Raw genomic sequence first — 23,191 nt, 5'->3', positions numbered from 1 at the left:
CGACACTTCTTTAACTGACATTGAATAGGGAGGTAATAGCTTCTTCAATATAGCTTCTTTTCTTTCTACTGAGATACGAGACACAATTACTCTTTATCGCCCAAGCTGGTTAAATTTTAACAGTGACATCTACCCTGCCAGATAGGGCTTCCTTGGGGGTAGCCTATACAGGCTTTAGTTTTCAAGTGGATTGGAGTGTGGCTCGCTCTATATTTTTTAGTCTAAGAGATTTTGTGCCATTTTTTGTCACGCCAACAAAGGATACACTGCTCTTATTTATAGATCAGAACTGGCTATTATTGATTTTGTATAACTTATTAGCAGGATTTGGGCGACTATACTGTGTTGTACAGGCTGCATTGCTCACTTTTGCTATTCGCAACAAAATGAAACGCTAGTGAAGGCACATAACAAAAAGCTGCACGCGGGCACATATTGCTACGCTCTTTTTTGTGTATGTCGCGTTGCTCCAATTTTACACAATAACGCTCTCCGTAATATGTGCAGGTGAGCTTGGTGTTACTTTTACATACTTGTACTAATCCGTTACATCCTAATTTAGTAATATAGCTGACAAGGTTTTGTCCAAATCCCATTTAGACGCCCAATAATTAAAAAAGGGATTGGTATTTCTACCAATCCCCTCCAAACTCTCTTTCTACTTACAAGCTCTCAATTGCCTTTTGAACCGCAGGGCCAATCTGGCGCTTACGTGAAGTGACACCTTCCAAAGTCAGCATGTCACTTGTTGGTTCAGCGTTGAAAGCCGATTTGATGACTTGATAGTCGCTTTCATCCACCCACAATAAGTTCGCTTCTTTGTTCTTGGTATCTGTGATTGAAAAGAACAGATGGTCTAGCCCGTTCTCTTCTTTGTAGGCTTTCATAGCCGCCAAAAGCTCATCTTTGCGGTCAATCAATTGCTGAGCCGTTAGCGTTTCAGCCACACCGATACCCACCTGTTTGCCACCGTATTTAAAGTTTTTGTAATCCAGCGTCAGAATGGTTTCAGAAGAAAGATGACTGAGATCCGACTTAGCAATCAGCATCTGTTGGCCGAAATCTTCGATATCTGAAATACCTGCAACTTTTGCCAGTTTTTCAGCATATTCACGATCATGCTCAGTCGTGGTTGATGATTGGAATACCACAGTGTCAGAAAGGATCGCGCCTAAGCCTACACAAGCAAGGTGCTTAGGTAGTGTCACATCCAGCTTTTCAGCGTTGTCAGCCAGAATAGTTGCAGCCGATCCCCAACCTCGAATATCCATTTCGACAATTTGTGGGGTGTTAATCGGTGAGCCACCAATTGCGTGATGATCAACCACAGCAACAATCGATGCTTGGTCGATAGTTGGTGCTAGTTGAGTGACTTGATTGAAGTCCACCAGCCCCACTCGGTATGAAGAGTAATCTGTCTCTACGCGTGGTGATTCAGCATTACAGTAGTTCAAGATGAAGGTGGATTCTGGATTGATAGGCTCTGGTACTGTCGCTGTACCGCCATAGATATGAGCCGCGAGCATCGCAGACATTACCGTGTCGCTGTCTGGGCTTAGGTGCCCTGTCCATACGAGATCTTCACTGTTTTCATTGGCAGATTGTTGAAGACTGAAAGCATAGCTTGCTGAGCTAAAAGACATAATTAGGGCTGCAACGACAGGGGTTAGCTTCACGGGTATTTCCTTATTTGAATGCGATATAGAAGCCCATAAGCTAAACACCAAAAAATTTCAGAACCGTGTCACTAATATTTCAGATTTACTTCAGTGAGTAACGAAATGTAATTTCCCTCTCTTTGAGAGTCTTCTTCTCCCATCAATTGTACCTCCCCCTTTCTATTACACGCCCGCCACAACCAATTTTGGATTAATTCAGCTTTTCATTATTTCACAATGAATTTCAATGAACCCTAATGATAAGAAAGCTAAGATACTGATTTATTTACCTCATAACATCATCAACCCACATATTAGAAATAAGATAATCTTATTAAAAATGGATTATCGAAAGGCACAAATAAGGCTACAAAGCAGCCTTATTGAGTAAGCATAAATGAGCTATTGATTCACCGATATCGAGGTTCTGTTCCTCCCCTTTCCCACTACTGGTAAGGGATCGGAGATGTAAACCAAGGGGAGGTTAGGAGGGGATTCTAGTGTTTGTATCGAAAGGTATTACTATCATCAACAATCTCGATTTTAACAGGCACGGTGCCTTGTTTAACGTTGCCGATTTTTGCAAATGCCTTGTGCGACAGGTCGATCACTCGGCCTTTTACATAAGGGCCTCGATCATTAATTTTCACATCAACAGACTTGTTATTGTTTGTATTGGTCACTCTCACGATAGTCCCGAATGGCAAGGTTTTATGAGCCGCAGTAGTCGCATTCATATTATACGTCTCACCACTTGCTGTGAGCCTTCCATGGAATTTATCGCCATACCAAGAAGCTTTACCAGCAAGAGCATGTGACTTGGCATATTCCTTTGTTTTAGAACTGCCGACAGCCGACGTTGAGGTGCATCCGGCTAATATCATAAGGATAAGAGCGGTAAAGATAATATGTAATTTTTTCATGTGGTTTGTGTGCGCTAATCTCTGCATGTTTCTCTATTTTCGTTGTTGTTGGTTAGCAATATAATGCTGAGTATAGTCACTGCTCAGCCAAGGCTACCATTCGGTATGATGACGGAATGTTTTCATGAACGACACTTTCTTCCGTCATATTCATGAAAGGTTTTATCGTCAAAACGTCAACTTTAACAACGTCTTAAATCTGTATATTTCTTAATCGCTTCATGTAGATAAGTCACTCAGCCAAACATCCAAATACAAAAGCGGATTGGTATCTCTACCAATCCTCTTTAGGGGTAATTCGTTTTTCTGCCTTAAGCGCAATTGTCCGTAATCAGTCACCTACGCTTCTTCTCGGCTGTATAAGTTACGCTTTACTGGTTTGTACCGAATTCGTCATCGATTTGGCTTTAGTTTCAGGCACCAAAGACATCAACCCGGTAGTCACAAGCGCGGCAATACCAGACATGGTTACAGGTGAGCCAAATATGCTTTGCACTAGCTTGGGTGCTTCTTTCAATAAGTCAGGCACTAGCATTACTCCAAGTCCTAAACCTAATGAGATGGCAATCGTCATGATTCTGCGACGATCCAGCTTCTCACTAGCGATAATCTTGATGCCCGCCGCAGCAACCGTACCAAACATCACCAATGTCGCTCCGCCTAATACTGGCTTTGGGATCGTCATTAATACCGCGCCTAAGATGGGAAATAGACCTAATAGAAAAAGAATTGCCGCAATGAAGTAGCCAATGTAACGACTCGCAATCCCAGTAAAATGGATCACGCCATTGTTCTGGCTGAAAGTCGTGTTCGGAAAAGTATTGAATACCGCTGCGATGAGCGAGTTCACACCGTCACCTAGCACGCCCGCCTTGAGTCGATTGATGTATTTTGGCCCCTTAACTGGCTGCCCTGAGAACATACTGTTGGCGGTAAGGTCGCCCGTCGTTTCAATAACAGTAATCAAGTAAATAAAAGCAATAGGGAGGAAGGCTTGCCAATCAAAAGCGAAACCATATTTAAATGGGACAGGGATACTCAATAGCGGTTGAGATGCAAAAGAAACCATTGGCGCTTTACCCATCAGAATAGCAACGCCCCACCCTACAACCAATCCGACTAAAATCGACGACAGCCTTACCATGGTGTTGTTGCTTAGGTTAAGTGCCACTATGGTTCCGAGCACAATCGCACCCAACATCAGGTTGCTTCCAGAACCAAAATCTTCTGCGCCAACACCACCAGCGATATCAGTGACGCCAACTTTAATCAAAGAGACACCAATCGTCGTGATAACGATGCCAGTAACAACGGGCGTGATCACTACTTTGAGTTTTTCGATAAAGCGCGATAGGACGATTTCGACAAATGCACCAAAGAAGCAGACACCAAAAATGGTGGCGAGCATTTCATCCGGCCCACCTCCATTTGCTTTAACAAGAAAACCCGCACCTAACACAGAACCTAAGAACGCAAAGCTGGTCCCTTGGACACAGATCATCCCTGCGCCAGCTGGCCCTATTTTTCTAGCTTGTATAAAAGTGCCAACCCCAGACACCATGAGTGCCATGCTGATCAAATAAGGGATGTGTTCACCCAACCCTAAAACACCGCCAATAATGAGCGTGGGTGTGATAATGCCAACAAAGCTGGCTAATACATGCTGCAGCGCCGCGTAACTGGCTGCTTTGACTGATGGTCTATCGTCTAATCCGTAGATCAATTCACTGTTCTGTTCCATGTGACTTCCTTTATGTATTTTTTATTGTATACAATTTACATAAAGACAATAGAGCAACATATATGCCAATGGTTTAACATCATACTTATCAATCAGTTAAGTTTCATCTTTAGCCAGTGCTGCACTATAGAGCAACACTGTCGGCTTGTTTTAGTGCAACCGACGGTTTATCCGATGTTCCTAAATTAAGCCCCACAAACAAAAAAAGGATTGGTATCGCTACCAATCCTCTTTAGGGGGTGTTTCGGTTTTCTACCTTATGACAGGTAGATAACACTATTACTCGTAGTCAGTCGCGTAAGTGTCTTCGTATGTGTGCGAGTAGAATTCGAACAGGTTGCCAAACGGGTCTTCTAGGTAAACCATTTGTGCTTGTTTTAGTTCGTCTTCTGGGTGGTAACGCATGATGTCCATACGGACCTTACCGCCAAACTCTTCAACACGTTTAATCGCTGAATGAAACTGCTCTTTTGGAAGCTGTAGACAGAAGTGGAAGATACCTAGACGTGAGAAATCAACTTCGTGACGCTCTTGGCGCTCTTTCATTTCGAACAGCTCAACACCGATACCATCAGATGTTACTAGGTGTGCAATGTTGAAGCCTTTAAAGCCTTCACCGAACACAGCAATACACATACGGCCGATTGCTGATTCACGCTCTTCCATCACTTTAGTGTTGTTCATTACGATTCTTAGACCTAGCGCTTTCGTGTAAAACTCGACTGCTTGGTCCATGTCGCCTACCATGATGCCTACGTGATTCATTTTCATAACTTTCTCCAATTCGTTTTTTATTCTGTGCTTTTCGAAGTCTAACTTCGGTATTTCGTTTCGATGAAGAGAGTATAGGGAGAAACTATGATTAACTGAAATTATCATAAATTATATTAATGATAATTTTTCGTTATTTACAGTTTAATATAACAACTCAACTCACGCAAAGAAACCATACCGAACCCTACCTACATAGACACATAGATACATAGATACATAGATACATAGATACACACACCAATAGAGATAAGCCCAATGTAGAGAACAACCTAAAGAGCATAGCTACTTAAATTGGGAGTTGTTGATGTTTGATGGCTTTTGTTAATTGTTTTTGTTGATAGCTTTTACCGATAGCCTTTTCCTTTCGAAGATAGGATTCGCCTATTGAATCTATAGAAATGTCCGATTTCACTAATTTTCGGTGGCAATGCAATATATCTACATCGACGCGGGATAGCGTTAAACACTATAAATTAGAAAGAGAGTCAAATCATGATCAACACAGAAATCAAACCATTCAACGCAACAGCATTCAAAAACGGCGAATTCGTAGAAATCACTGAGCAAGACGTTAAAGGCAAGTGGGCTGTATTCTTCTTCTACCCAGCAGACTTCACGTTTGTATGTCCAACTGAGCTAGTTGACCTACAAGACAAATACGCAGAGCTTCAATCTCGCGGCGTAGAAGTTTACTCAGTATCAACTGACACTCACTTCTCTCACAAAGCATGGCACGATACTTCTGACAAAATCGGCACTATCGAATACTTCATGGTAGGCGACCAAACTGGCAACATCACAAATAACTTCAACGTTATGCGTGAAGGTCAAGGCCTTGCAGACCGTGCAACGTTCCTAATCGACCCTGAAGGCGTTATCCAAGCAATGGAAATCACAGCTGAAGGCATCGGCCGTGACGCAGAAGACCTACTACGCAAGGTTAAAGCAGCACAATACGTAGCCGCTAACCCAGGTGAAGTTTGCCCAGCTAAATGGAAAGAAGGCGAAGAGACTCTAGCTCCATCTCTAGACCTAGTAGGCAAGATTTAATCTAAGCCTAGCTAACAAGAATAGCTAAACGGTTCTACAGGCGCGCTTCGGCCCCCCTCCTAAAGGGCAGTCGCGCGCCACCCTTTCAAAACATCAACACCACAATATTTGCCGACTTGCGCCCCCTTTTTATTTTCCTTTTTCAGCAAGAAGGTATTGGTCAATACCAAGACACAGAATTTAAGAGCAGGCACGATTATGTTAGATCAAGCAATGAAGCAGCAGCTAAAAGCATACCTAGAAAACCTAAAAACCAATGTTCAGTTAGTGCTTAGCCTGGATGGCAGCGACACCGCGAACAAACTTCAAGATCTGGCGAATGACATCTCGTCTTTAACCGATAAAATTGAAGTGACTCGCGATGACAGCGCAAGCACTCGCAGCCCTATCATGCAGGTCGTGAACCAAGAGAAAGGCACCGCGATCGGTTTTGCCGGTTTGCCAATGGGTCACGAATTTACGTCACTGGTTCTAGCACTGCTTCATAGTGGTGGTCACCCTATCAAGCTTGAAGCGGACGTAATCGAGCAAATTAAAGAACTCGATCAAGAGCTTAATGTAGAGATTTTTATCTCGCTCTCATGCCAAAACTGTCCAGAAGTGGTTCAAGCCTTCAATATGATGTCGGCGATTAACCCTCTAATTAAGACAACGATGATCGATGGCGCAGCATTCCAAGATGAAGTGAAGTCTCGCGACATCATGGCAGTACCAAGTGTATTCGTTAATGGTGAGCTATTTGGTCAAGGCCGTATGTCACTGGCTGAAATCCTTAACAAGGTTGATTCAGGCGCAGCGGAAAAGAAAGCAGCAAACCTAAACCAACAAGCACCGTTTGATGTATTGGTTGTCGGCGGCGGCCCTGCAGGTTCTTCAGCGGCAATTTATGCTGCACGTAAAGGCATTCGTACTGGTGTGGTTGCTGACCGATTCGGCGGCCAAGTGATGGACACCATGGCGATTGAGAACTTTATCTCAGTGAAAGCAACCACCGGCCCTAAATTAGTGGCAAGCCTTGAAGAGCACGTAAAAGAGTACGGTGTTGAAGTAATGACTGAGCAGCGCGCTGCAAACATCATTGCGGCAGAAGACACTGAAGACGGTTACATCCACGTTGAGCTAGAGAGCGGCGCAACACTACGAGCTCGCACAGTTATCACAAGTACAGGTGCTCGCTGGCGTGAAATGAACGTTCCGGGCGAGCAAGAGTACCGCAACAAAGGTGTTGCTTACTGCCCACACTGTGACGGTCCATTGTTCAAAGGCAAAAAAACAGCGGTTATCGGTGGCGGTAACTCAGGTATTGAAGCGGCTATCGACCTAGCAGGTATCGTGGAACACGTAACTGTGCTTGAGTTTGCGAACACACTGCGCGCTGACCAAGTACTTATCGACAAAGCGAACGCAACGCCAAACATCGAAATCATCAAGATGGCACAAACAACGCAAGTGATTGGTGATGGCAACCGTGTAACCGGTCTGGAATACAAAGACCGCAACACCGATGAACTTAAACAGATTGAACTCGCAGGTATCTTTGTTCAAATCGGCCTGATGCCAAACAGCGAATGGTTGAAGGGTTCGAAAGTTGAGCTCTCACCACGCGGTGAAATTGAAATTAACGCTCATGGCGCAACATCAATGAAAGGTGTATTTGCAGCAGGCGATGTGACAACCGTACCTTACAAACAGATCATCATTGCGATGGGTGAAGGCGCAAAAGCAAGCTTAGGTGCATTTGACCACCTAATCCGTAACTCAGCTCCAGTTAAAGAAGCTGAAACCGCTTAACCTTTACACTGAAAAGCTTAAAGCTTTTAACTCAAGTTCCTTAAATATTTGTTAACTTAATTATTTACTGTTAACGATTTAGACGCCACTCCTATGGATTTAGGAGTGGTTTTTTTCTTTGTGATTTATGCAGGTTGATAAAGCATGAAGGCAACCACCATCGCTAAGCTTCCACCCAAGCAACGGTTCACAAACACCATCTGTTTTGGTGATTGCAGCAACTTTTTAAGCATCGTACCGCAATACGCCCACACCAACATGCACGGCACACCAGTAATCACCATGCCCGCGATAATGGTCACGACTTGAATCAAGTAATCGGCATTCGGAGTAATGAACTGTGAAAACACGGTTAATGACGCTATCCAACCTTTAGGGTTCAACACCTGCACCAACACGCCTGACATAAAGCCCGAGCGATTGTCGGTGGTGCTTTCTTCGATTTGCATATTCGCAATCGACCATGCCATGAACAGCAAATAAGCCGCACCCGCGTATTTCAAAATGTTGTATAGCTCTGGGTAAAGGGTAAATAGGCTCACCAAACCGACACTAGAACCCGCCAGTACGATGATGATGCCCACAGCGTTCCCAGAGATAAAAGGTAAAGTCGCAGCAAATCCATAACGACTTGAAATCCCAAGTAATGCGATATTGCCTGCCCCAGGGGTAATTGCTATTGATGTTGAAAATAGCAAGAACGCCAGCATTAATTGAGAGCTCATCTCCTCTCACTCCTAATAAGTAAAGTATTTATAGGGGGAGAGTTTACAGATTCGACTAGGAATTAAATTGCTATATAGGCTAATATTAATCCAAATTTGAGCAAGACTTTTCTAAAATAGCCATGAAACAGAAAGAATCCACCAAAGAAGTGTTAGATGACACAGATATCGCCATCTTAGAGCATATCCAGCAAGACGGACGCATGAGCAACAGCAAGCTCGCAGAGAAGGTCAACCTCAGCGAAACCCCATGCTGGCGTCGTTGGAAACGCATGGAGGAAACTGGCTATATCGATGGTTACGCCGCTAAGCTGAATCGTAAGAAATTAGGCTTTCATGTGGCTGGTTTTACTCTTGTGACCTTGGGTAACCATGAAGTTGAAAACACAGAACCATTCGAAGAATTTGTCGCGGTAACCGATTGGATTCCTATGTGTCACTGCATTGCAGGCGGCGCCGATTACATGGTGCAAGTGTTGGCCAAAGATTTGGAAGAGTACTTTGAGCGTATTAGCTCGATCAGACGAGTCAAAGGCGTGAGTGCGATTCAGTCGAACATCTCAGTAAAAGAGTTGAAAAACAGCTATCGATTACCGCTTTCAGATTAGCTCCCTAAAACACATAAAACAAAAAGCCCAGCCGCGATAGATTTCTAAAGTCTAAGGCTCTGGGCTTAACGTTATTATTTACTGGGTTAACTGGCTTAGCTATTCACAAGGATGAGCTAGATGGATCAAGGCTAAACCACCGAGTGATGTTTCACGATATTTCTTGTTCATGTCTTTACCGGTTTGGTACATGGTTGCGATGACCTTATCGAGTGAGATCAAAGACTTGCTGTTTCGCTTCAATGCCATGCGAGATGCATTAATTGCCTTCATCGCACCCATCGCATTTCGCTCGATACACGGCACTTGAACCAAGCCGCCAATTGGGTCACAAGTCATACCCAATGAGTGTTCCATCGCGATTTCCGCCGCAATACAGATCTGCTCATTGCTGCCACCGCGTAGTGCCGTTAATCCCGCAGCCGCCATAGAGGATGATACGCCTACCTCACCTTGGCATCCTACTTCCGCACCAGAGATCGAAGCGTTAGTTTTGTACAGAATACCAATCGCGCCCGATACCGCTAAGAAATCTTTTAACTGCTTAGTATCCAACTCTTTAATGAAGCGATGGTAGTACATCAACACAGCAGGAATAACGCCCGCCGCACCATTGGTTGGTGATGTTACCACTTGGCCACCAGCCGCATTTTCTTCGCTAACCGCAAACGCAAACAAGTTAATCCAATCCATGATTTCCATTGGGTCGTTTTCAACCGCCGCATTCGCTTCTAACTTTTTCAGTAGGTTAGGCGCACGACGAGTTACGTTCAAACCACCATCAAGAATGCCTTCGGTTTCAAAGCCACGCTCCATACAACGACTCATCACTCGCCAGATTTGATCCGCTTTCTCTGAAATAATGTCAGCGCCTTCGAACTCCGCTTCATTTTTTAGAATCATACCACCGAGGCTCATCCCACTATTGTCAGCTTGTTGAAGCATTTCATCGGCGTTTTTGAACGGGAAAGGAACTTCTACCGCTTGGGTTTGAGTACCATTTTGCAGTTCATCAGCAGTTGCGATAAAACCGCCGCCAATCGAATAATAAGTTTCATCGACAATCACGTTGCCACTCTGGTCAAACGCAGTAATCATCATGCCATTTTCATGCAGAGGCAGATTGTCTTTGTGGAACAACATGTCGGTTTCGTAGTTGAAGGCAATGTGCTTGGTGCCCGCTAAATCCATCTCACCACTGTCTACGGCATGACGCATTGCTTGGTTTGCGCTGGTGATTTTGATGGTGTCTGGTTTATTGCCGAGTAGCCCCAATATTGTAGCTCTGTCGGTGTGGTGACCTATGCCAGTCAATGACAAAGAACCGTATAAATCCACCTGAATACGCGTCACTTCTGCGATTTTATCAGCGATTAATTGTGTGAAATGGAAACCCGCAATCATTGGGCCGTTGGTGTGAGAGCTCGATGGCCCAACACCAATTTTGTAGATATCAAAGATCGATAACATAGATATACCAGTAAAAAATCGGTCAATTAAGAAAGAGCGGCATAAAGCCAATCAGGGATAACAGTACAAGCAGCAATCGTCACAACAGCGAACACCAACAAGCCATAATGACTCGCGGTAGGCTTTGCAAACAAATGCTTTTGCTTTTCTATAAATTCATTTTGTTGCTCGGTTACCTCTCCCCAGAAGCGGCTCACAACAACACCTAACACTAAGAAAACCACAGTGCCAATCAAGGCAAACCAAGGCCAAGCTATTCCGCTGTATTTGGCGATGAATACGACGGCCACACTGCCAATACTGCCCGCAATTACGCCTTTCTCGTTTGCTTGTTTGAAGAACAAACCCAAGATGAAAGAGCCAAGGCGAATACCAACAAAAATAGAGGTTAAGCTCGCAATCGTTTTAAGCACTGATTCATTAGAAACAGCCAGTAACGCAGGCACAACAACCGACGCTGCAGCAACCAGGCTCATTTTTCTAGCCACTGATTCATAGTGCGCGTCAGAGGCTTGCTTACGGAAGAAGCGCTTATAGAAATCGAACGTTGCGACCGTCGCCATTGAGTTATAGGTGGAATCCAATGTCGACATTGCCGCAGCCGAAAGTGCTGAGATCACCAAACCAACAATGATTGGGTTGGTATGGTTAAACACAAAATCGAGAATCACTTCGTTGCTGTTTTCAAAACTGCTGTCTTGATAAAAGACACTTAACAGCACCCCCATCACAGCAAAGAACAGATAAACAAAAAATGCGCCGTAGCCACAAAGCAACATCGATTTTTGCGCTGTTTTAACACACTTAGTCGCCAATGTTCTTTGAATAATCAGTTGGTTAGTGCCATACACACTCAGGTGCAAGAAGCTCACAGCCACTACGCCGGCCCACAATGTGGTATCGACGCCTAAGTCAAAATCGAGATTGATGATATTCAAATGTTCAGGAGACAACATCTCGCCCGCATCGATTTTCATCAGCAATAAAACAAAGATCGCAATGCTGCCGATAATCAACACTGCTGACTGAAGCATGTCAGTCCAGATTACAGTCGAGATACCACCCGCATAGGTATACAACGCAGTAAATACGCTGATGTAGATGATCGCCTCAGAGATACTCACTGGCAGCACTTGCACTAAGATCAGGGCTACCGCATACAGAATAACCCCTGCCGAAATACACTGAACCACAATGAACACGATGGAATTGATCGTGCGAGCAACAACGCCAAAGCGGTGCTCTAGGTATTCGTAAATCGAGGTTAGGCCGAGCTTGTAAAACACCGGAACAAAGAAAAGCACAGTGAAAAAGATCACTATTGGATAGTTCAAATGTACGCTCATCGCTTCCATGCCTGAGCTATAAACCCAGCCCGGCATGCCAACGAACGTCATTGCGCTGATGTAGGTTGCAAGAATCGACACACCTGCCGTAAACCAACCAAACTGTTTTCCACCAGTCGAAAAGTCGCCACCGACGCTATAGCGCCTATTAACTAAGTAGCTGATAAACAAAGTAGTTAGCACATAAAGAGCAATAACCATAAAACTTGAGTACGTAACCATTTTTAGATTCCGTTTATTGTATGTCGCAATTAATTCGCTGCCAATAGTACTCAAAAATGGATATTTTCCCTCAAAAACCCACAATAAGTGTGACTATTATCACTAAGATAGACGATTAAACACTCAAACCACCCCACAAAGCACAAAAACCCAGTTAAATGAGATCAAGATCACTAAAATGCACAAAATGGGTACGCACTCATTTTAAAATTGACTTTGATCACGGATCTAATAACCACAAAGATTCTATTATCTCTCCCGAAATGAAGACGGTGTGATGAAGCTAAATAATCAACACACAATAATTAAAACCAAAACCACCCTATATAAAATAAAGGTTTATCGGTCATGACCATTAAAAAACACATGAGCGAAGTTCCTATGATTCAAAGGGTAGCCGCATATCTAGCAATTCTAGTAGGTTACTTTTTTTATTGTTATAACTTTGTAATTATTGACTACGTACGCCCATACATTGTGGAAGAATATGCTGGTATTAGCCTTTCTGATACCGCTCAGTTCTACACTTGGCAGTCGGTTGGTGCTCTGATTGGTGCTCTGAGCTGTGCATGGTTCGCAACCAAGTTCGGCAAGAAGTCCACACTAATAGCAATTACGGCATTAAACGGTGGTGCAACCATCATCAACATGATGTTTACCGACTACGCCACTTGGGCTGCAATGCGTTTCATCATTGGACTATCTTTAGGTGGTTACTTCACTGTAGCTGTATCTTTGATGATTGGCCTATTTACACCAACGGTTCGCGGTAAGTTGACTGCTTTTGCTTCTTCAATGTTCTCTGTTGCTTTAGTGGCAATGGGCGCTTACGCAGCCTTCATTACAAGTGTTGATGCACCTTGGCAGAGCCTAATGTGGGTAGGTGGTATTCCACCGCTTGTAGCAGCAGCGTTAATGATCTTTGTATTACCAAGCGACAAAACTGTGATCGCCTACGGTGAAGAAGATCAACAAACAACAACCAATACAGCTGGGGAAGTAACCGAAGCTAAAAAAGGTTCTTGGGGTGAGATGTTAAGCAAGCCTTACCGCAAAATTACGATTACTTGTTTACTTCTTTCTGGTCTTAACTTCTACGGATTCCAATTCTTCGGTGGCTTTGTAACTACCTACCTGAAAGATGTTCGTATGTTTGATGGTGCAACCATCGGTTTGATCTTCTCTATCTCAGCATTTGGTTCACTCTTCGGTGCTTGGTTCTGGGGATGGGCAGCCGATAAGTACGGTCGTAAGATCAACGCGTTCGGCTTCATCCTCGCAGGTATCATGGTTTCTATCTTCTTTGTCGCACCTGGCGACATGATGATTGGCGGCCTAAACATGCTGGCTCTTCTAGGTCTTATCTACAACTTCGGCCTGTCTGCTTCTGCAGTATGGGGCGGTTACTTCTCTGAATTGTTCCCAGCACGCTTGCGTAGCTATGGTGCAGCTTTATTCCATGGCGGTCGTATTATCGGCATGTGGGCACCAATGGTTCTTATCTTCATCCAAGAGCGTACCGACCTACAAACAGCAATGTGGGGCTCACCAATCGTATGGATTATCGCCGGCCTACTATGGCTAACACTGCCTGAAACTCTAAAAGGTGGCGTCTTCGATAAGAGCAAAAAAGCTGAAGCAGCAAAAGCTTAATTCGACACTCATACGCTGAAGTTCAAATACGAAAAATTTAAAGCCGGCTGATAAATCAGCCGGTAACAAAATCCAAATCGAGTCCTGTTCCGAATGTTGACTCGACAACACAAAGAGAAATTATTATGTCTAAATATCAAGAAGCGAAACGCATTGTTCGTGAATACTTCGATGCAATGGAAAACGCAACTCACGAGAACGTTGCTGAAGTTTTAAAAGCACACACTTCTGAAGATTACTTGTGGCGCGGTGTTTACCCATTCCGTGAGCAAGAAGGCGCACAAGCAGCAGCTGACGTATTCTGGGCACCAATGATGAAGTCAATGACTCGCATGCAGCGTCGTCAAGACATCTTCATCGGTGGTAACAACGAAGTTAACCCAGATGAGATTTGGGTAATGAGCATGGGTCACTTCATGGGTCTATTCGACGCTGAATACCTAGGTATGCGCCCAACTGGCAAGATCATGAACGTTCGCTACGCAGAATTTAACTGTGTTGTTGATGGCAAAATCACTAAGACAGGCCTGTTTCTAGACCTACTAGGCATGATGGATCAAGCGGGTTGCTACCCACTTCCACCATCAACTGGTAAGCACTTCGTATACCCTGGCCCACGTAACCACGACGGTCTGCTATTCGAAGACGCGGCTCCAGAAGAAGGTGTTGCGACACTTGCTCTAGTAAACAAAATGGTTGATGACCTGTCTGCTCTTAACGACAGCGGCGCGATGGGTTGCCCACCAGAAGTACTAGCGAAGAGCTGGTCAAAAGACATGATTTGGTACGGCCCATGTGGTATCGGCGCGTCTTACACAATTCCTCGCTACCAACAACAGCACCAACTTCCTTTCCGTAACAACCTGAAAGACAAGAAGTTCAACGGCCACGTTTGTCGTTTCGCTGAAGGTAACTTCTCTTGTTTCTTCGGTTGGCCAAACCTATCAAACACACCAACAGGTGGCTTCCTAGGTATGACTGGCGGTGAAGTACGTGCAAACATGCAAGTAGTTGACGTTTACTACCGTGACGGTGACAAACTGTCTGAGAACTGGGTTCTTATCGACCTTCCTTACTGGCTACAACAGCAAGGTCTAGATGTGTTCGAACGCACTTCAAGCATCATGAACCCAACGCTGTAATCGATACGCTTTAATCCAAAAGATTGAAACGAAATAGTGGCAACCTAAATAGACATCTGATTTAGGTTGCCACGCTTACTGGGGGACCCTTCTCGCTCCTAGTAAGTGCTCCAACCAATTCATTATTGCTCCACTAATAACTGAATCTACTAGTGCCTCATGGATGGGGTACACCCTGCCAAACCATTACCAATATAACGGGCTTGAAAGCACGGTGGCTTTCTACGGCCTGAATAAAGAGAATTACAATGAAAAAGTCGATTCTTTCAGCAGTGATCCTGACAGCACTTACCTCAGGTTCTGCTTTTGCTGCACACACTTTTACCAATGACGCGGGCGATAGCCTTACTTTAGACGGTCGTTTCGACGTTCGTTACCAAGATAAGGGCGGCGACCACAACGGTGAGTGGAACAGCGGTAGCTCTCGTTTCGGCCTTAAAGGTCAAATGGGACTCGATAACGGCTGGACTGGCTTTGGCCATGCTGAATGGGGTTACAACTCAGGTGCTAACGGCGACAATATTTACGACCGACTTCTATACGCAGGCGTAGAGCACGACAAATACGGCAAGATCGCAGCAGGTACTAAGCAGTGGTCTACTTTTTATGACGTCGCATGGTACACCGACTTAGGTCGTGTCTTCGGTACTCGCGGCTCAGGTGTTTACAACCTTTCTGACTGGGGTATTGCATCTGGTACAGGTCGAGCAGAAAACTCCATTACTTACCGTAACTCGATCAACGACCAAGTAAGCTACGGCTTCACTTACCAAACGACACGTGAAGAAGTGGCACTAGCGAGTAATGCGACAGCTTCATTGAAAAACGGTATGGGTGCGTCAATCACTTACAAACCGGTTGATGGCGTAACACTAGGTGCAGCTTACCACCAAAATGAAATTGCAGACCTAGACTCAGGTGTGGTTGGCGTAGAAAATGGCGACAACATGCGCATCATGCTATTGGGTGCGAACTACAGCAACGGCGGCTTCTACGCAGGTGCCACTTTCCATGTTGGCGAAAACTGGGAAGCTGTAAGCCATGGCGGTACGGATGTAATGTTCGATACCCTAGGTGGTGAAATCTACACGTACTACCACTTCGACAATGGCCTACGCCCTACGTTGAACTACAACTACATGGAAGATCGTGATGACCAAACAGATGGCTATGAGCGTAACCTGCTTATCCCTGGTGTTGAATACCACTTCCAGAAGAACAAATTCCTAGTTTGGACTGAATACCAATTCGACCTAGGTAAAGATCAGCTCGTTGGCAATAAATTCGAAAACAGAGATGACCAATTCGCTGCAGGTATTCGTTACTACTTCTAACGCCCAGTTAGTCGATTCATAAATTCTTTAAACAAAGCTCTGCTCTTACGCAGAGCTTTTTTGGGTCATACCCAGAATAATATTCAACACTCTCTACTAACCCTTATTTTTCATCCAATCATGGCATATTGTATTTTTGAGTACGTACCTAATTATGTTACTCTATGCACAATCAATTTGGTTCAAAAGTATGGTCTATGAGCTCTCCAAAACACTCCACGGCGTCAAAGCCAACCGTCACCTCTAAAGATGTCGCTAAACTTGCTGGCGTTTCTCAATCAACTGTATCTCGTGTATTTGTCCCGGGCAGTTCAGTGTCTGAAAAGACCAAGCAAAAAGTGTTCGATGCAGCAAAATCGTTGAACTATCGTCCCAATGCCTTTGCCCGCAGTCTGACGACAAATGAGTCCAAATTGATTGGCTTAGTTTTCCCAGATGCCGACTACCCTATCCACATGAAAACTCTGCAGCTTATCTCTACTGAGCTACAAAAGCAGGGTTACTCTGCGGTATTGATTCCTTGGCAAGTGGATGGAAACGACAACCACTCGATTCCTAATATCTTCCAATACCGAGTTGATGGCGTAATTGCTGCTTCGGCGACCTTTAATAAGTCGCTTTATGAAGAGTGTGAAGAGTTCAACATCCCCATTGTTCAGTATGCTCGTGTAGTTGAGGGGACTAAGAGTAGCCATGTAATAAGCGACAACTACGCCGCAGGCCAAGTCGCCGCTCAACATTTACATAGCGTAGGAACAAAGTCAGCGGTTTACCTGACAGGTAACGTGCCAACCTACACCAACGGCGAGCGTGAATCGGGCTTTTGCTCAGAATTCGAAGATCTAACAGGCAAGCAAGCTCGTGTTATTGAAGCTGACTATGACTACCTTGATGCTCTAGATACCATTCGGACTCTGTTTTCAGAACCCACACATCCTCAAGCGATTTTCTGTGCGACAGATAACCTCGCGATGGCAGTAATGGATGTGGCGCGCTTAGAATTTAACCTGCGTATTCCAGAAGATCTTCAAGTGATTGGTTTTGACGATATCCCACAGACTCAATGGTTGAACTACCAACTCACTACCTTCAAGCAAGATTTCAGACGCCTTGCACGTGAATCAGTGAAAATTGTCGTTAGCCAGATTCAAGAGCAAGACACAAGCTTGGTTAAGCTGATGGTGCCAGTGAAGTTCATTGAACGAAACACGACGCTAAAACAGAACCAACGTTAAGACGCTTTCAAACAAAAATCCCGCTCAGTGTGAGCGGGATTTTTTATGATATTTAACTAGTTACCTACACCACCGGTCTTCTCTGCCGGAGAGTCAGGCGTCACTGGAGGCCACTCTTGGAAGGTTGCTAGATGTTGTTGGACAGCCGCTTGTGCCGGGCCAAATGCCCACATTTTTTTGTCCCATCCATTTTAGGTACATGCCCGACTCTTCCGCCGCTCGCTCGTATGGGTCACGACGTAAATTAAACAGCAATGGTGCGTTTAGCTCTTCTTTAGGGCCACTCCAACCGTGGTTTTGCACGATGAAATGCGCCTTCCAATCACCAACACGAACCGCTTGCAGCTTGTCTCGTTCGTAGTAGTAGATCTCTTTACGGTTTGACTCGCCTTTCTCGGTCAGCATATCCACTTGGTTGTAACCATCAAGGTGCGCTTTAAAGCCATCGTGACCTTTCAGCAGTTTTTCTTTTAGATCCGTTGGACCACCAGCCGCAGCGACAAGAGTGGGTAACCAATCCATACCATCAAAGATGCCATTGCCTACAGTACCCGCTGGGATTTTACCCGGCCAGCTAACCAATGCAGGGGCTCTTACGCCACCTTCCCAAGTTGTGCCTTTCTCACCGTGATAAGGTGTCATACCGCCATCTGGCCAAGTCATGATCTCTGGGCCGTTATCGGCAGTGAAAATGATGATGGTGTTGTCAGCAATACCGAGTTCTTCCATCTTCGCCATCATCTCACCGACGTGATCATCAAGATCTTTCATGACCACTTCTTGGAGTCCCCAACCGTTTTGACCGAGCATCGCTTCGTATTCAGGTGACAGGTGCGTCCAAACGTGACCGCGTGATGGACAGTACCAAATAGGTGTGAGATGGATAACGCAGATCAATAAGGATTGGAAGTTTCACGCAACCATTGATGCAGGGCTTGGTAGTGACACCAACTTTACCTCATCTCTCTTAACTGGCGTGCGATACCAGATAAACAGTTGGTCTGACTTAAATGTTGCCTACAAATCAACTTGGGTTGATTACGAGAACAAGGGCACCTTTGAATACGATACCGCATCGCAAGGGTTCCTGATTGGTTGGGCTGCTCATTTCTAGTCAAACAATAAGAGGTAAGCCTGATATCGTTAGGCTTACCTGACAATGTCAATCTTTCAAGAGTTAATGCCGGTTTTAACTAACGAACAAGCAAAACTACCCATCAACGACCTAGTTATTCACAGTGTTTGGAACTACGCACTCTTTCTTCATGATAGTTAAGCCGGCCTCGAGAGTTTCTGTCCAAGCTTGTTCGACGCTTTCATCATAGTGAGGGTCGTATTTTTTAACCGTATTGAGTAACGAATTGAACCACTCGTTGAGCTCAGTTTCGGAAATATCCAGCCCTAAGTCTTTATGCCTTTTACCCAATTTCTTTACTGAGTTACGCACGCTCGGCAGACCAGCAGAGTTGTAGATAAGAATGATCGAGGCTTTAAGCATCTTGGTTTGTTGCTCTAACCCTATCTTTTCGAAACGCTCTGAAAACCTTGGATTATGCTCGCAAAAATCCGCCAAAAACGTTTCGAGAAATTCTTGGTCGATCCGGCAGCGCTCAAAGCTTTCATAAAACAGTTCGTTCGATGTCATTTAGCTGAACCTTTGCAAAATTTTGAGTATTCAGAAAGCTAACAAGTTCAGAGCCGCGACTTCGCCAACTCCGAACCATCAACATGATCTAAGTATACGCCACTGTGGCATAAAATGAACGATGACATAAGGTAAACTATGGCATAAAGTGAGTTGCACAGATCTTGTTTCCATCAGGATCTCGCAAATAAGCCATGTACAAGCGACGCTCGTCAGAACCTCTCGCTCCGGGGCCGTTTTCAATACTGGTACCGCCATTTTCGACGCCAACCCGATGCCACTCATCTACAACTTCAGGAGAAGACGCCAGAAAACCCACCGTCATGCCGTTGCCGTGCGTTGCAGGCAGGCCATCAATCGGCTTCGTTAAGCCCAACACGCCCGTTTGGCTAACGTAAACACAGCGCCCTTTGGGATCAACTGAGCCTTCGTTATAACCAAGTACTTTCATGATGGGGTCATAAAAACACTTCGCGCGTTCAATATCTTCGGTACCGAGAAAAACATGGCTGAACATAACTAACCTCTTCTTTTATTGAAAGAACCACCTAAACTAGACCCTTAATTCCGCTTTGTCTAGACGAGATACCCCTACCCCTGCCACCACTGCTCTATCAAGTGATAACACATATAGAATTGAGTTCGATGTTCAGACGAAATGGAGGCTAATCAACAATACGCTGAGCACCCTGCCCTTGGTCATGAAGAATATCTTCTGGGTTTAATAAATGGCACTTTTGCATACTCAAACAACCACAGCCAATACAACCTGTTAGATTCTCTTGTAGCGAACGTATTTGTGCCATCTTGCTATCGAGTTGCCCTTGCCACTTCTTCGCTACTCGCTCCCAATCTCGCTTGGTTGCTGTGTGGTTCATCGGCAGCGTCGATAACTCTTCCGTGATCTCTTCAAGAGTAAAGCCTATCGACTGCGCAACTTGAATAAGAGCAATTCGACGCAACATCGCTGACTGATAACGGCGTTGGTTTCCATTCGTTCGAATAGAGGCAATTAACCCTTTAGTCTCATAGAAACGCAGTGCAGAAGGAGCAACACCACTGCGCTCCGAGAGTTGACCAATCGTTAAATACACGATGTTTTTCATGCTCTATCACTTTCCCTGTTCATGTTATTTAGCTATTCAAGTCCACAGAGCAGTATAGCTAAAGTTAATCTTAAGTTTAAGTTGAGGTCCTTGAGTTAGCTTTGAGTTTTCATATAACAACAGCAGGGCTTAAAACGCAAAAACAGCCATCAAGGAAGGGTGTTTGAGTCTTATGACCAATATGCACCTAGATCTTTTTCATTATCACCTTAAGGTTATCGATCATCTCTACGTTAGTCATCTCTCCCGCTTCCATATCGAAGTTATCGTAGAAGCTTGGCACCGACATAGAGCCTTTCACATCAGCATCAAAGTAAGGTGCAGAATTTACCGCTGACGACAACACAGAACTTGCACCACCAGGGCCTGGTGATGTGGAGAGCATAACAACAGGTTTGCCTTGATAAACTTTCATGTCGATGCGTGATGTCCAATCAAACACATTCTTAAAGGCTGCGGTGTATGAGCCGTTATACTCTGCAAAAGAGATGACCACAGCATCTGCTTCGCCAATCTTGCTAAAAAAGCGTTGAGCGTGTTGATGAACACCTGAATCTTGCTCTCTTTTCTCGCTGTAAATTGGCATCTCGAAATCATTAAGGTCGAGCACCTCGACTTGCGCGCCTTCGACTAAACCTGCGGTGTACGCTGCAAGTTGTTGATTAATTGATGTTGTACTGTTGGTCGCGCCAATCGCTAATACTTTCATTGTTGATCCTTGTTCATTTTTCTCACCTTTTTGCACTCATGACTTCAATTACGGAGCTCAAAATTCATAACTGAAGATTCGTAACGTCTGTTTGATAACATCAAAACCTGCACTAGGCGACAAGGTGATAGATTGTGTTTTTAGATTGGGGATGATGATAAAACCTCAAGTTAACTTGAGGTAAAGCGATATTTTCAAAATATAGGAAATAGTTTAAAAACACTTATAAAGCAGTTGATTATGAAAGGTTTAACATAGGTTGGCATTACACAGGAAAAAGTCAGCACACCCAAAATACATTGAGTGTGCTTTATCGAAGTATTATTTACTTAAAGTGATTTAATGGACAGACACCAGAGTAAGCGACACCGGATAGCTCGGCCATTTCGCGATTCCATGTTGCCAAATCATGAGGGTTAAATTGATTCAAATGATCATGCCCACATGCCCTCGCCATCACTTGCATTAATTCTGTCGAGGCTTCAAAGAAGTTCTTAAGCTGGTTCGATGCTTTCTCGACATTCAAACGCTGACGTAAATCGGCTTTTTGAGTTGCAATACCAGCAGGGCAATTATTGGTGTTACACATTCTCGCCGCCACACAACCTATCGACTGCATGGCACTGTTTGAGATAGCGACACCATCAGCACCAAGCGCCATCGCTTTTACGAAATCCATCGGCACGCGCAAGCCGCCCGTGATGATCAATGTGACTCTGTCACTGACCCCTTGTTTATCGAGATACGCTCTAGCGCGAGCGAGTGCTGGAATAGTGGGAACACTGATATGGTCACGGAACATTTCTGGCGCCGCCCCTGTACCGCCACCACGCCCATCTAAGATGATGTAATCGGCACTGGCATCAAGCGCGAACTGAATGTCTTCTTCGATGTGATTGGCACTTAACTTAAAGCCAATCGGGATACCGCCTGTCACCTCTCGAACACGGTCGGCGAACTCTTTAAAATCCTCGACCGTGTTAAGGTCGACAAAGGTGGGTGGAGAAATCGCTGCCGTGCCCGCTTCAATGCCACGCACCTCCGCGATCTTGCCTATGTTCTTCGCGCCCGGTAAGTGCCCGCCCGTTCCGGTTTTGGCACCCTGCCCGCCTTTAAAGTGGAAGGCTTGAACGTTTTTGAGCTTAGCTTCATCGTAACCAAACTGAGCACTGGCTAATTCATAAAAGTAGCGAGAGTTCGCCGCTTGCTCTTCGGGTAACATACCGCCCTCACCGGAGCAGATACCCGTCCCTGCGAGTTCGGCACCTTTCGCCAATGAGACTTTTGCTTCTTCAGATAGCGAGCCAAAACTCATATCAGACACAAACAAAGAGATGTCCAATTTGAGTGGCTTCTTCGCTTTGGGACCAATAATCAGTTCAGTACCAACCGGCACATTTTCTAGCAAAGGCTTGGTGGCCATTTGCGCGACCATCACTTGAATATCATCCCAGTGAGGTAATTGATATCTTGGGACGCCCATTGAGGTCATTGGCCCATGGTGACCCACTTTGGATAAGCCATCTCGTGCCAATTGATGAATAAACTCGACGGTAGGTTCTTCTTTGGTTGCGCTCGCAGCTGGAGACAAATCTGGCGCAGCCGCTTGAATGTGAACCTCCGGGCCTTCTTGCCCAACTTGTTCCGCTGTGAACTGTTTATGAGTACCATCGCAGAAAGGAAGGTTGTTGGAATACTTACAGCGACAAAGGTAGGCGTCTCCGCTCTCTTCGGCGACAAAGCTTTTCGGTTTGAACCCCGTACCAGCATGAGAACCGTCACAAAACGGTTGGTTTTTCGACTTCCCACAGGTACAGAAGTAATACTTCTCTCCCTTCGTCAGCTCTACTTTAACGGGTTTGTTATCCGCAATTACTGGACTCTTCATAGTTCGCTCACCTTTTCTTTCTTATGATTTGATGACTGAAGCGATGACTTGCTCACAAGAGTAAAGTAAAGGTGAGATACGCAGCTAATTCAATAAATGAGCCAGAGAAAACAAGCTTAATAAACAGCCCAAAAACAGAAGTCTTGCTTGTTCAACACAAACAAAAATGGC

19 protein-coding genes and 2 pseudogenes are annotated in these 23,191 nt (G+C 44.8%); 8 read left to right on the top strand and 13 right to left on the bottom strand.

The window, feature by feature from the left end:
* Positions 1–662: 662 nt before the first annotated feature.
* The 4 genes from F0229_RS19210 to F0229_RS19195 form a co-directional block, all read right to left on the bottom strand.
* Entirely contained in the window at positions 663–1,676 is a 1,014-nt protein-coding gene (locus tag F0229_RS19210) for a manganese-dependent inorganic pyrophosphatase (protein ID WP_102572624.1), read from the bottom strand.
* 479 nt (positions 1,677–2,155) lie between these two features.
* Positions 2,156–2,608, bottom strand: a complete 453-nt coding sequence (locus tag F0229_RS19205) for a septal ring lytic transglycosylase RlpA family protein (RefSeq protein ID WP_102320537.1) — start codon at positions 2,606–2,608, stop codon at positions 2,156–2,158.
* A 337-nt stretch (positions 2,609–2,945) separates the two neighbouring features.
* On the bottom strand, positions 2,946–4,322 hold the full coding sequence (locus F0229_RS19200; RefSeq protein WP_171733481.1) for a uracil-xanthine permease family protein: 1,377 nt from the start codon (positions 4,320–4,322) through the stop codon (positions 2,946–2,948).
* 279 nt (positions 4,323–4,601) lie between these two features.
* Positions 4,602–5,093, bottom strand: a complete 492-nt coding sequence (locus tag F0229_RS19195; protein ID WP_017065261.1) for a VOC family protein — start codon at positions 5,091–5,093, stop codon at positions 4,602–4,604.
* A 495-nt stretch (positions 5,094–5,588) separates the two neighbouring features.
* Here F0229_RS19195 and ahpC point away from each other — a divergent pair, with 495 nt between their 5' ends.
* On the top strand, positions 5,589–6,146 hold the full coding sequence (gene ahpC, locus F0229_RS19190; protein WP_016798107.1) for an alkyl hydroperoxide reductase subunit C: 558 nt from the start codon (positions 5,589–5,591) through the stop codon (positions 6,144–6,146).
* 198 nt (positions 6,147–6,344) lie between these two features.
* Positions 6,345–7,937, top strand: a complete 1,593-nt coding sequence (gene ahpF / locus F0229_RS19185) for an alkyl hydroperoxide reductase subunit F (protein ID WP_171733480.1) — start codon at positions 6,345–6,347, stop codon at positions 7,935–7,937.
* Positions 7,938–8,062: 125 nt separating this feature from the next.
* Here the strand turns inward: ahpF and F0229_RS19180 are convergent, their stop codons facing one another.
* Positions 8,063–8,662: a LysE family translocator gene (locus tag F0229_RS19180; protein ID WP_171733479.1), complete on the bottom strand. Its 600-nt coding sequence runs from the start codon at positions 8,660–8,662 to the stop codon at positions 8,063–8,065.
* 122 nt (positions 8,663–8,784) lie between these two features.
* On the opposite strand from F0229_RS19180, the gene F0229_RS19175 reads away from it, so the two are divergent.
* On the top strand, positions 8,785–9,270 hold the full coding sequence (locus F0229_RS19175) for an Lrp/AsnC family transcriptional regulator (RefSeq protein WP_017065258.1): 486 nt from the start codon (positions 8,785–8,787) through the stop codon (positions 9,268–9,270).
* 99 nt (positions 9,271–9,369) lie between these two features.
* Here F0229_RS19175 and F0229_RS19170 read toward each other — a convergent pair whose 3' ends face one another.
* Positions 9,370–10,740, bottom strand: a complete 1,371-nt coding sequence (locus F0229_RS19170) for an L-serine ammonia-lyase (protein ID WP_017065257.1) — start codon at positions 10,738–10,740, stop codon at positions 9,370–9,372.
* A gap of 26 nt (positions 10,741–10,766) precedes the next feature.
* Complete coding sequence (locus F0229_RS19165; RefSeq protein WP_171733478.1) at positions 10,767–12,308, bottom strand: sodium/solute symporter; 1,542 nt, start codon at positions 12,306–12,308, stop codon at positions 10,767–10,769.
* Positions 12,309–12,656: 348 nt separating this feature from the next.
* On the opposite strand from F0229_RS19165, the gene F0229_RS19160 reads away from it, so the two are divergent.
* The 4 genes from F0229_RS19160 to F0229_RS19145 all read left to right on the top strand — a co-directional run bounded on the left by F0229_RS19160 (position 12,657) and on the right by F0229_RS19145 (position 17,672).
* A complete protein-coding gene (locus F0229_RS19160) occupies positions 12,657–13,961 on the top strand; it encodes an MFS transporter (RefSeq protein ID WP_017065255.1) in 1,305 nt (434 codons plus the stop codon).
* Between the two features lie 125 nt (positions 13,962–14,086).
* Positions 14,087–15,103, top strand: coding sequence for a nuclear transport factor 2 family protein (locus tag F0229_RS19155; protein ID WP_017065254.1), 1,017 nt, complete (start codon positions 14,087–14,089; stop codon positions 15,101–15,103).
* 248 nt (positions 15,104–15,351) lie between these two features.
* Positions 15,352–16,437 (top strand): porin, encoded by a 1,086-nt coding sequence (locus F0229_RS19150; RefSeq protein ID WP_171733477.1) that lies wholly within the window; start codon positions 15,352–15,354, stop codon positions 16,435–16,437.
* Positions 16,438–16,634: 197 nt separating this feature from the next.
* The gene (locus F0229_RS19145; protein ID WP_017065252.1) at positions 16,635–17,672 is read left to right on the top strand and encodes a LacI family DNA-binding transcriptional regulator; all 1,038 of its coding nucleotides are present in this window, start codon (positions 16,635–16,637) and stop codon (positions 17,670–17,672) included.
* Between the two features lie 56 nt (positions 17,673–17,728).
* On the opposite strand, the pseudogene F0229_RS19140 reads toward F0229_RS19145, so the two are convergent.
* A pseudogene (locus tag F0229_RS19140) lies at positions 17,729–18,539 on the bottom strand (sulfatase-like hydrolase/transferase); the annotation flags it as partial.
* Here F0229_RS19140 and F0229_RS19135 point away from each other — a divergent pair.
* A pseudogene (locus F0229_RS19135) lies at positions 18,535–18,786 on the top strand (DUF481 domain-containing protein); the annotation flags it as partial. The pseudogenes F0229_RS19140 and F0229_RS19135 sit on opposite strands and share 5 nt — an antisense overlap.
* 111 nt (positions 18,787–18,897) lie before the next feature.
* Here F0229_RS19135 and F0229_RS19130 read toward each other — a convergent pair.
* From F0229_RS19130 to F0229_RS19110, 5 genes are all read right to left on the bottom strand, one after another.
* Positions 18,898–19,317, bottom strand: a complete 420-nt coding sequence (locus F0229_RS19130) for a globin (protein ID WP_171733476.1) — start codon at positions 19,315–19,317, stop codon at positions 18,898–18,900.
* A 136-nt stretch (positions 19,318–19,453) separates the two neighbouring features.
* Positions 19,454–19,834, bottom strand: a complete 381-nt coding sequence (locus tag F0229_RS19125) for a VOC family protein (protein ID WP_102432870.1) — start codon at positions 19,832–19,834, stop codon at positions 19,454–19,456.
* Positions 19,835–19,982: 148 nt separating this feature from the next.
* On the bottom strand, positions 19,983–20,423 hold the full coding sequence (gene soxR / locus F0229_RS19120; RefSeq protein WP_055320106.1) for a redox-sensitive transcriptional activator SoxR: 441 nt from the start codon (positions 20,421–20,423) through the stop codon (positions 19,983–19,985).
* Positions 20,424–20,610: 187 nt separating this feature from the next.
* The gene (locus F0229_RS19115; RefSeq protein ID WP_171733475.1) at positions 20,611–21,132 is read right to left on the bottom strand and encodes an NADPH-dependent FMN reductase; all 522 of its coding nucleotides are present in this window, start codon (positions 21,130–21,132) and stop codon (positions 20,611–20,613) included.
* A 325-nt stretch (positions 21,133–21,457) separates the two neighbouring features.
* Positions 21,458–23,020 (bottom strand): glutamate synthase-related protein, encoded by a 1,563-nt coding sequence (locus F0229_RS19110; protein ID WP_171733474.1) that lies wholly within the window; start codon positions 23,018–23,020, stop codon positions 21,458–21,460.
* Positions 23,021–23,191: the final 171 nt, after the last annotated feature.

The organism is Vibrio sp. AIC-3, assembly GCF_013114515.1.
GTDB classification, from domain to species: domain Bacteria; phylum Pseudomonadota; class Gammaproteobacteria; order Enterobacterales; family Vibrionaceae; genus Vibrio; species Vibrio crassostreae_C.
Note: the sequence above shows the minus strand (reverse complement) of the source record. Positions and strands in the feature narration are given on the sequence as shown.

Excerpts from the sequence above, each read along its gene's own strand:
- F0229_RS19205 (WP_102320537.1), bottom strand. The coding sequence starts at position 2,608 with ATGCAGAGATTAGCGCACACAAACCACATGAAAAAATTACATATTATC.
- F0229_RS19200 (WP_171733481.1), bottom strand. The coding sequence starts at position 4,322 with ATGGAACAGAACAGTGAATTGATCTACGGATTAGACGATAGACCATCA.
- F0229_RS19195 (WP_017065261.1), bottom strand. The coding sequence starts at position 5,093 with ATGAAAATGAATCACGTAGGCATCATGGTAGGCGACATGGACCAAGCA.
- ahpC (WP_016798107.1), top strand. The coding sequence starts at position 5,589 with ATGATCAACACAGAAATCAAACCATTCAACGCAACAGCATTCAAAAAC.
- ahpF (WP_171733480.1), top strand. The coding sequence starts at position 6,345 with ATGTTAGATCAAGCAATGAAGCAGCAGCTAAAAGCATACCTAGAAAAC.
- F0229_RS19180 (WP_171733479.1), bottom strand. The coding sequence starts at position 8,662 with ATGAGCTCTCAATTAATGCTGGCGTTCTTGCTATTTTCAACATCAATA.
- F0229_RS19175 (WP_017065258.1), top strand. The coding sequence starts at position 8,785 with ATGAAACAGAAAGAATCCACCAAAGAAGTGTTAGATGACACAGATATC.
- F0229_RS19170 (WP_017065257.1), bottom strand. The coding sequence starts at position 10,740 with ATGTTATCGATCTTTGATATCTACAAAATTGGTGTTGGGCCATCGAGC.
- F0229_RS19165 (WP_171733478.1), bottom strand. The coding sequence starts at position 12,308 with ATGGTTACGTACTCAAGTTTTATGGTTATTGCTCTTTATGTGCTAACT.
- F0229_RS19160 (WP_017065255.1), top strand. The coding sequence starts at position 12,657 with ATGACCATTAAAAAACACATGAGCGAAGTTCCTATGATTCAAAGGGTA.
- F0229_RS19155 (WP_017065254.1), top strand. The coding sequence starts at position 14,087 with ATGTCTAAATATCAAGAAGCGAAACGCATTGTTCGTGAATACTTCGAT.
- F0229_RS19150 (WP_171733477.1), top strand. The coding sequence starts at position 15,352 with ATGAAAAAGTCGATTCTTTCAGCAGTGATCCTGACAGCACTTACCTCA.
- F0229_RS19145 (WP_017065252.1), top strand. The coding sequence starts at position 16,635 with ATGAGCTCTCCAAAACACTCCACGGCGTCAAAGCCAACCGTCACCTCT.
- F0229_RS19130 (WP_171733476.1), bottom strand. The coding sequence starts at position 19,317 with ATGACATCGAACGAACTGTTTTATGAAAGCTTTGAGCGCTGCCGGATC.
- F0229_RS19125 (WP_102432870.1), bottom strand. The coding sequence starts at position 19,834 with ATGTTCAGCCATGTTTTTCTCGGTACCGAAGATATTGAACGCGCGAAG.
- soxR (WP_055320106.1), bottom strand. The coding sequence starts at position 20,423 with ATGAAAAACATCGTGTATTTAACGATTGGTCAACTCTCGGAGCGCAGT.
- F0229_RS19115 (WP_171733475.1), bottom strand. The coding sequence starts at position 21,132 with ATGAAAGTATTAGCGATTGGCGCGACCAACAGTACAACATCAATTAAT.
- F0229_RS19110 (WP_171733474.1), bottom strand. The coding sequence starts at position 23,020 with ATGAAGAGTCCAGTAATTGCGGATAACAAACCCGTTAAAGTAGAGCTG.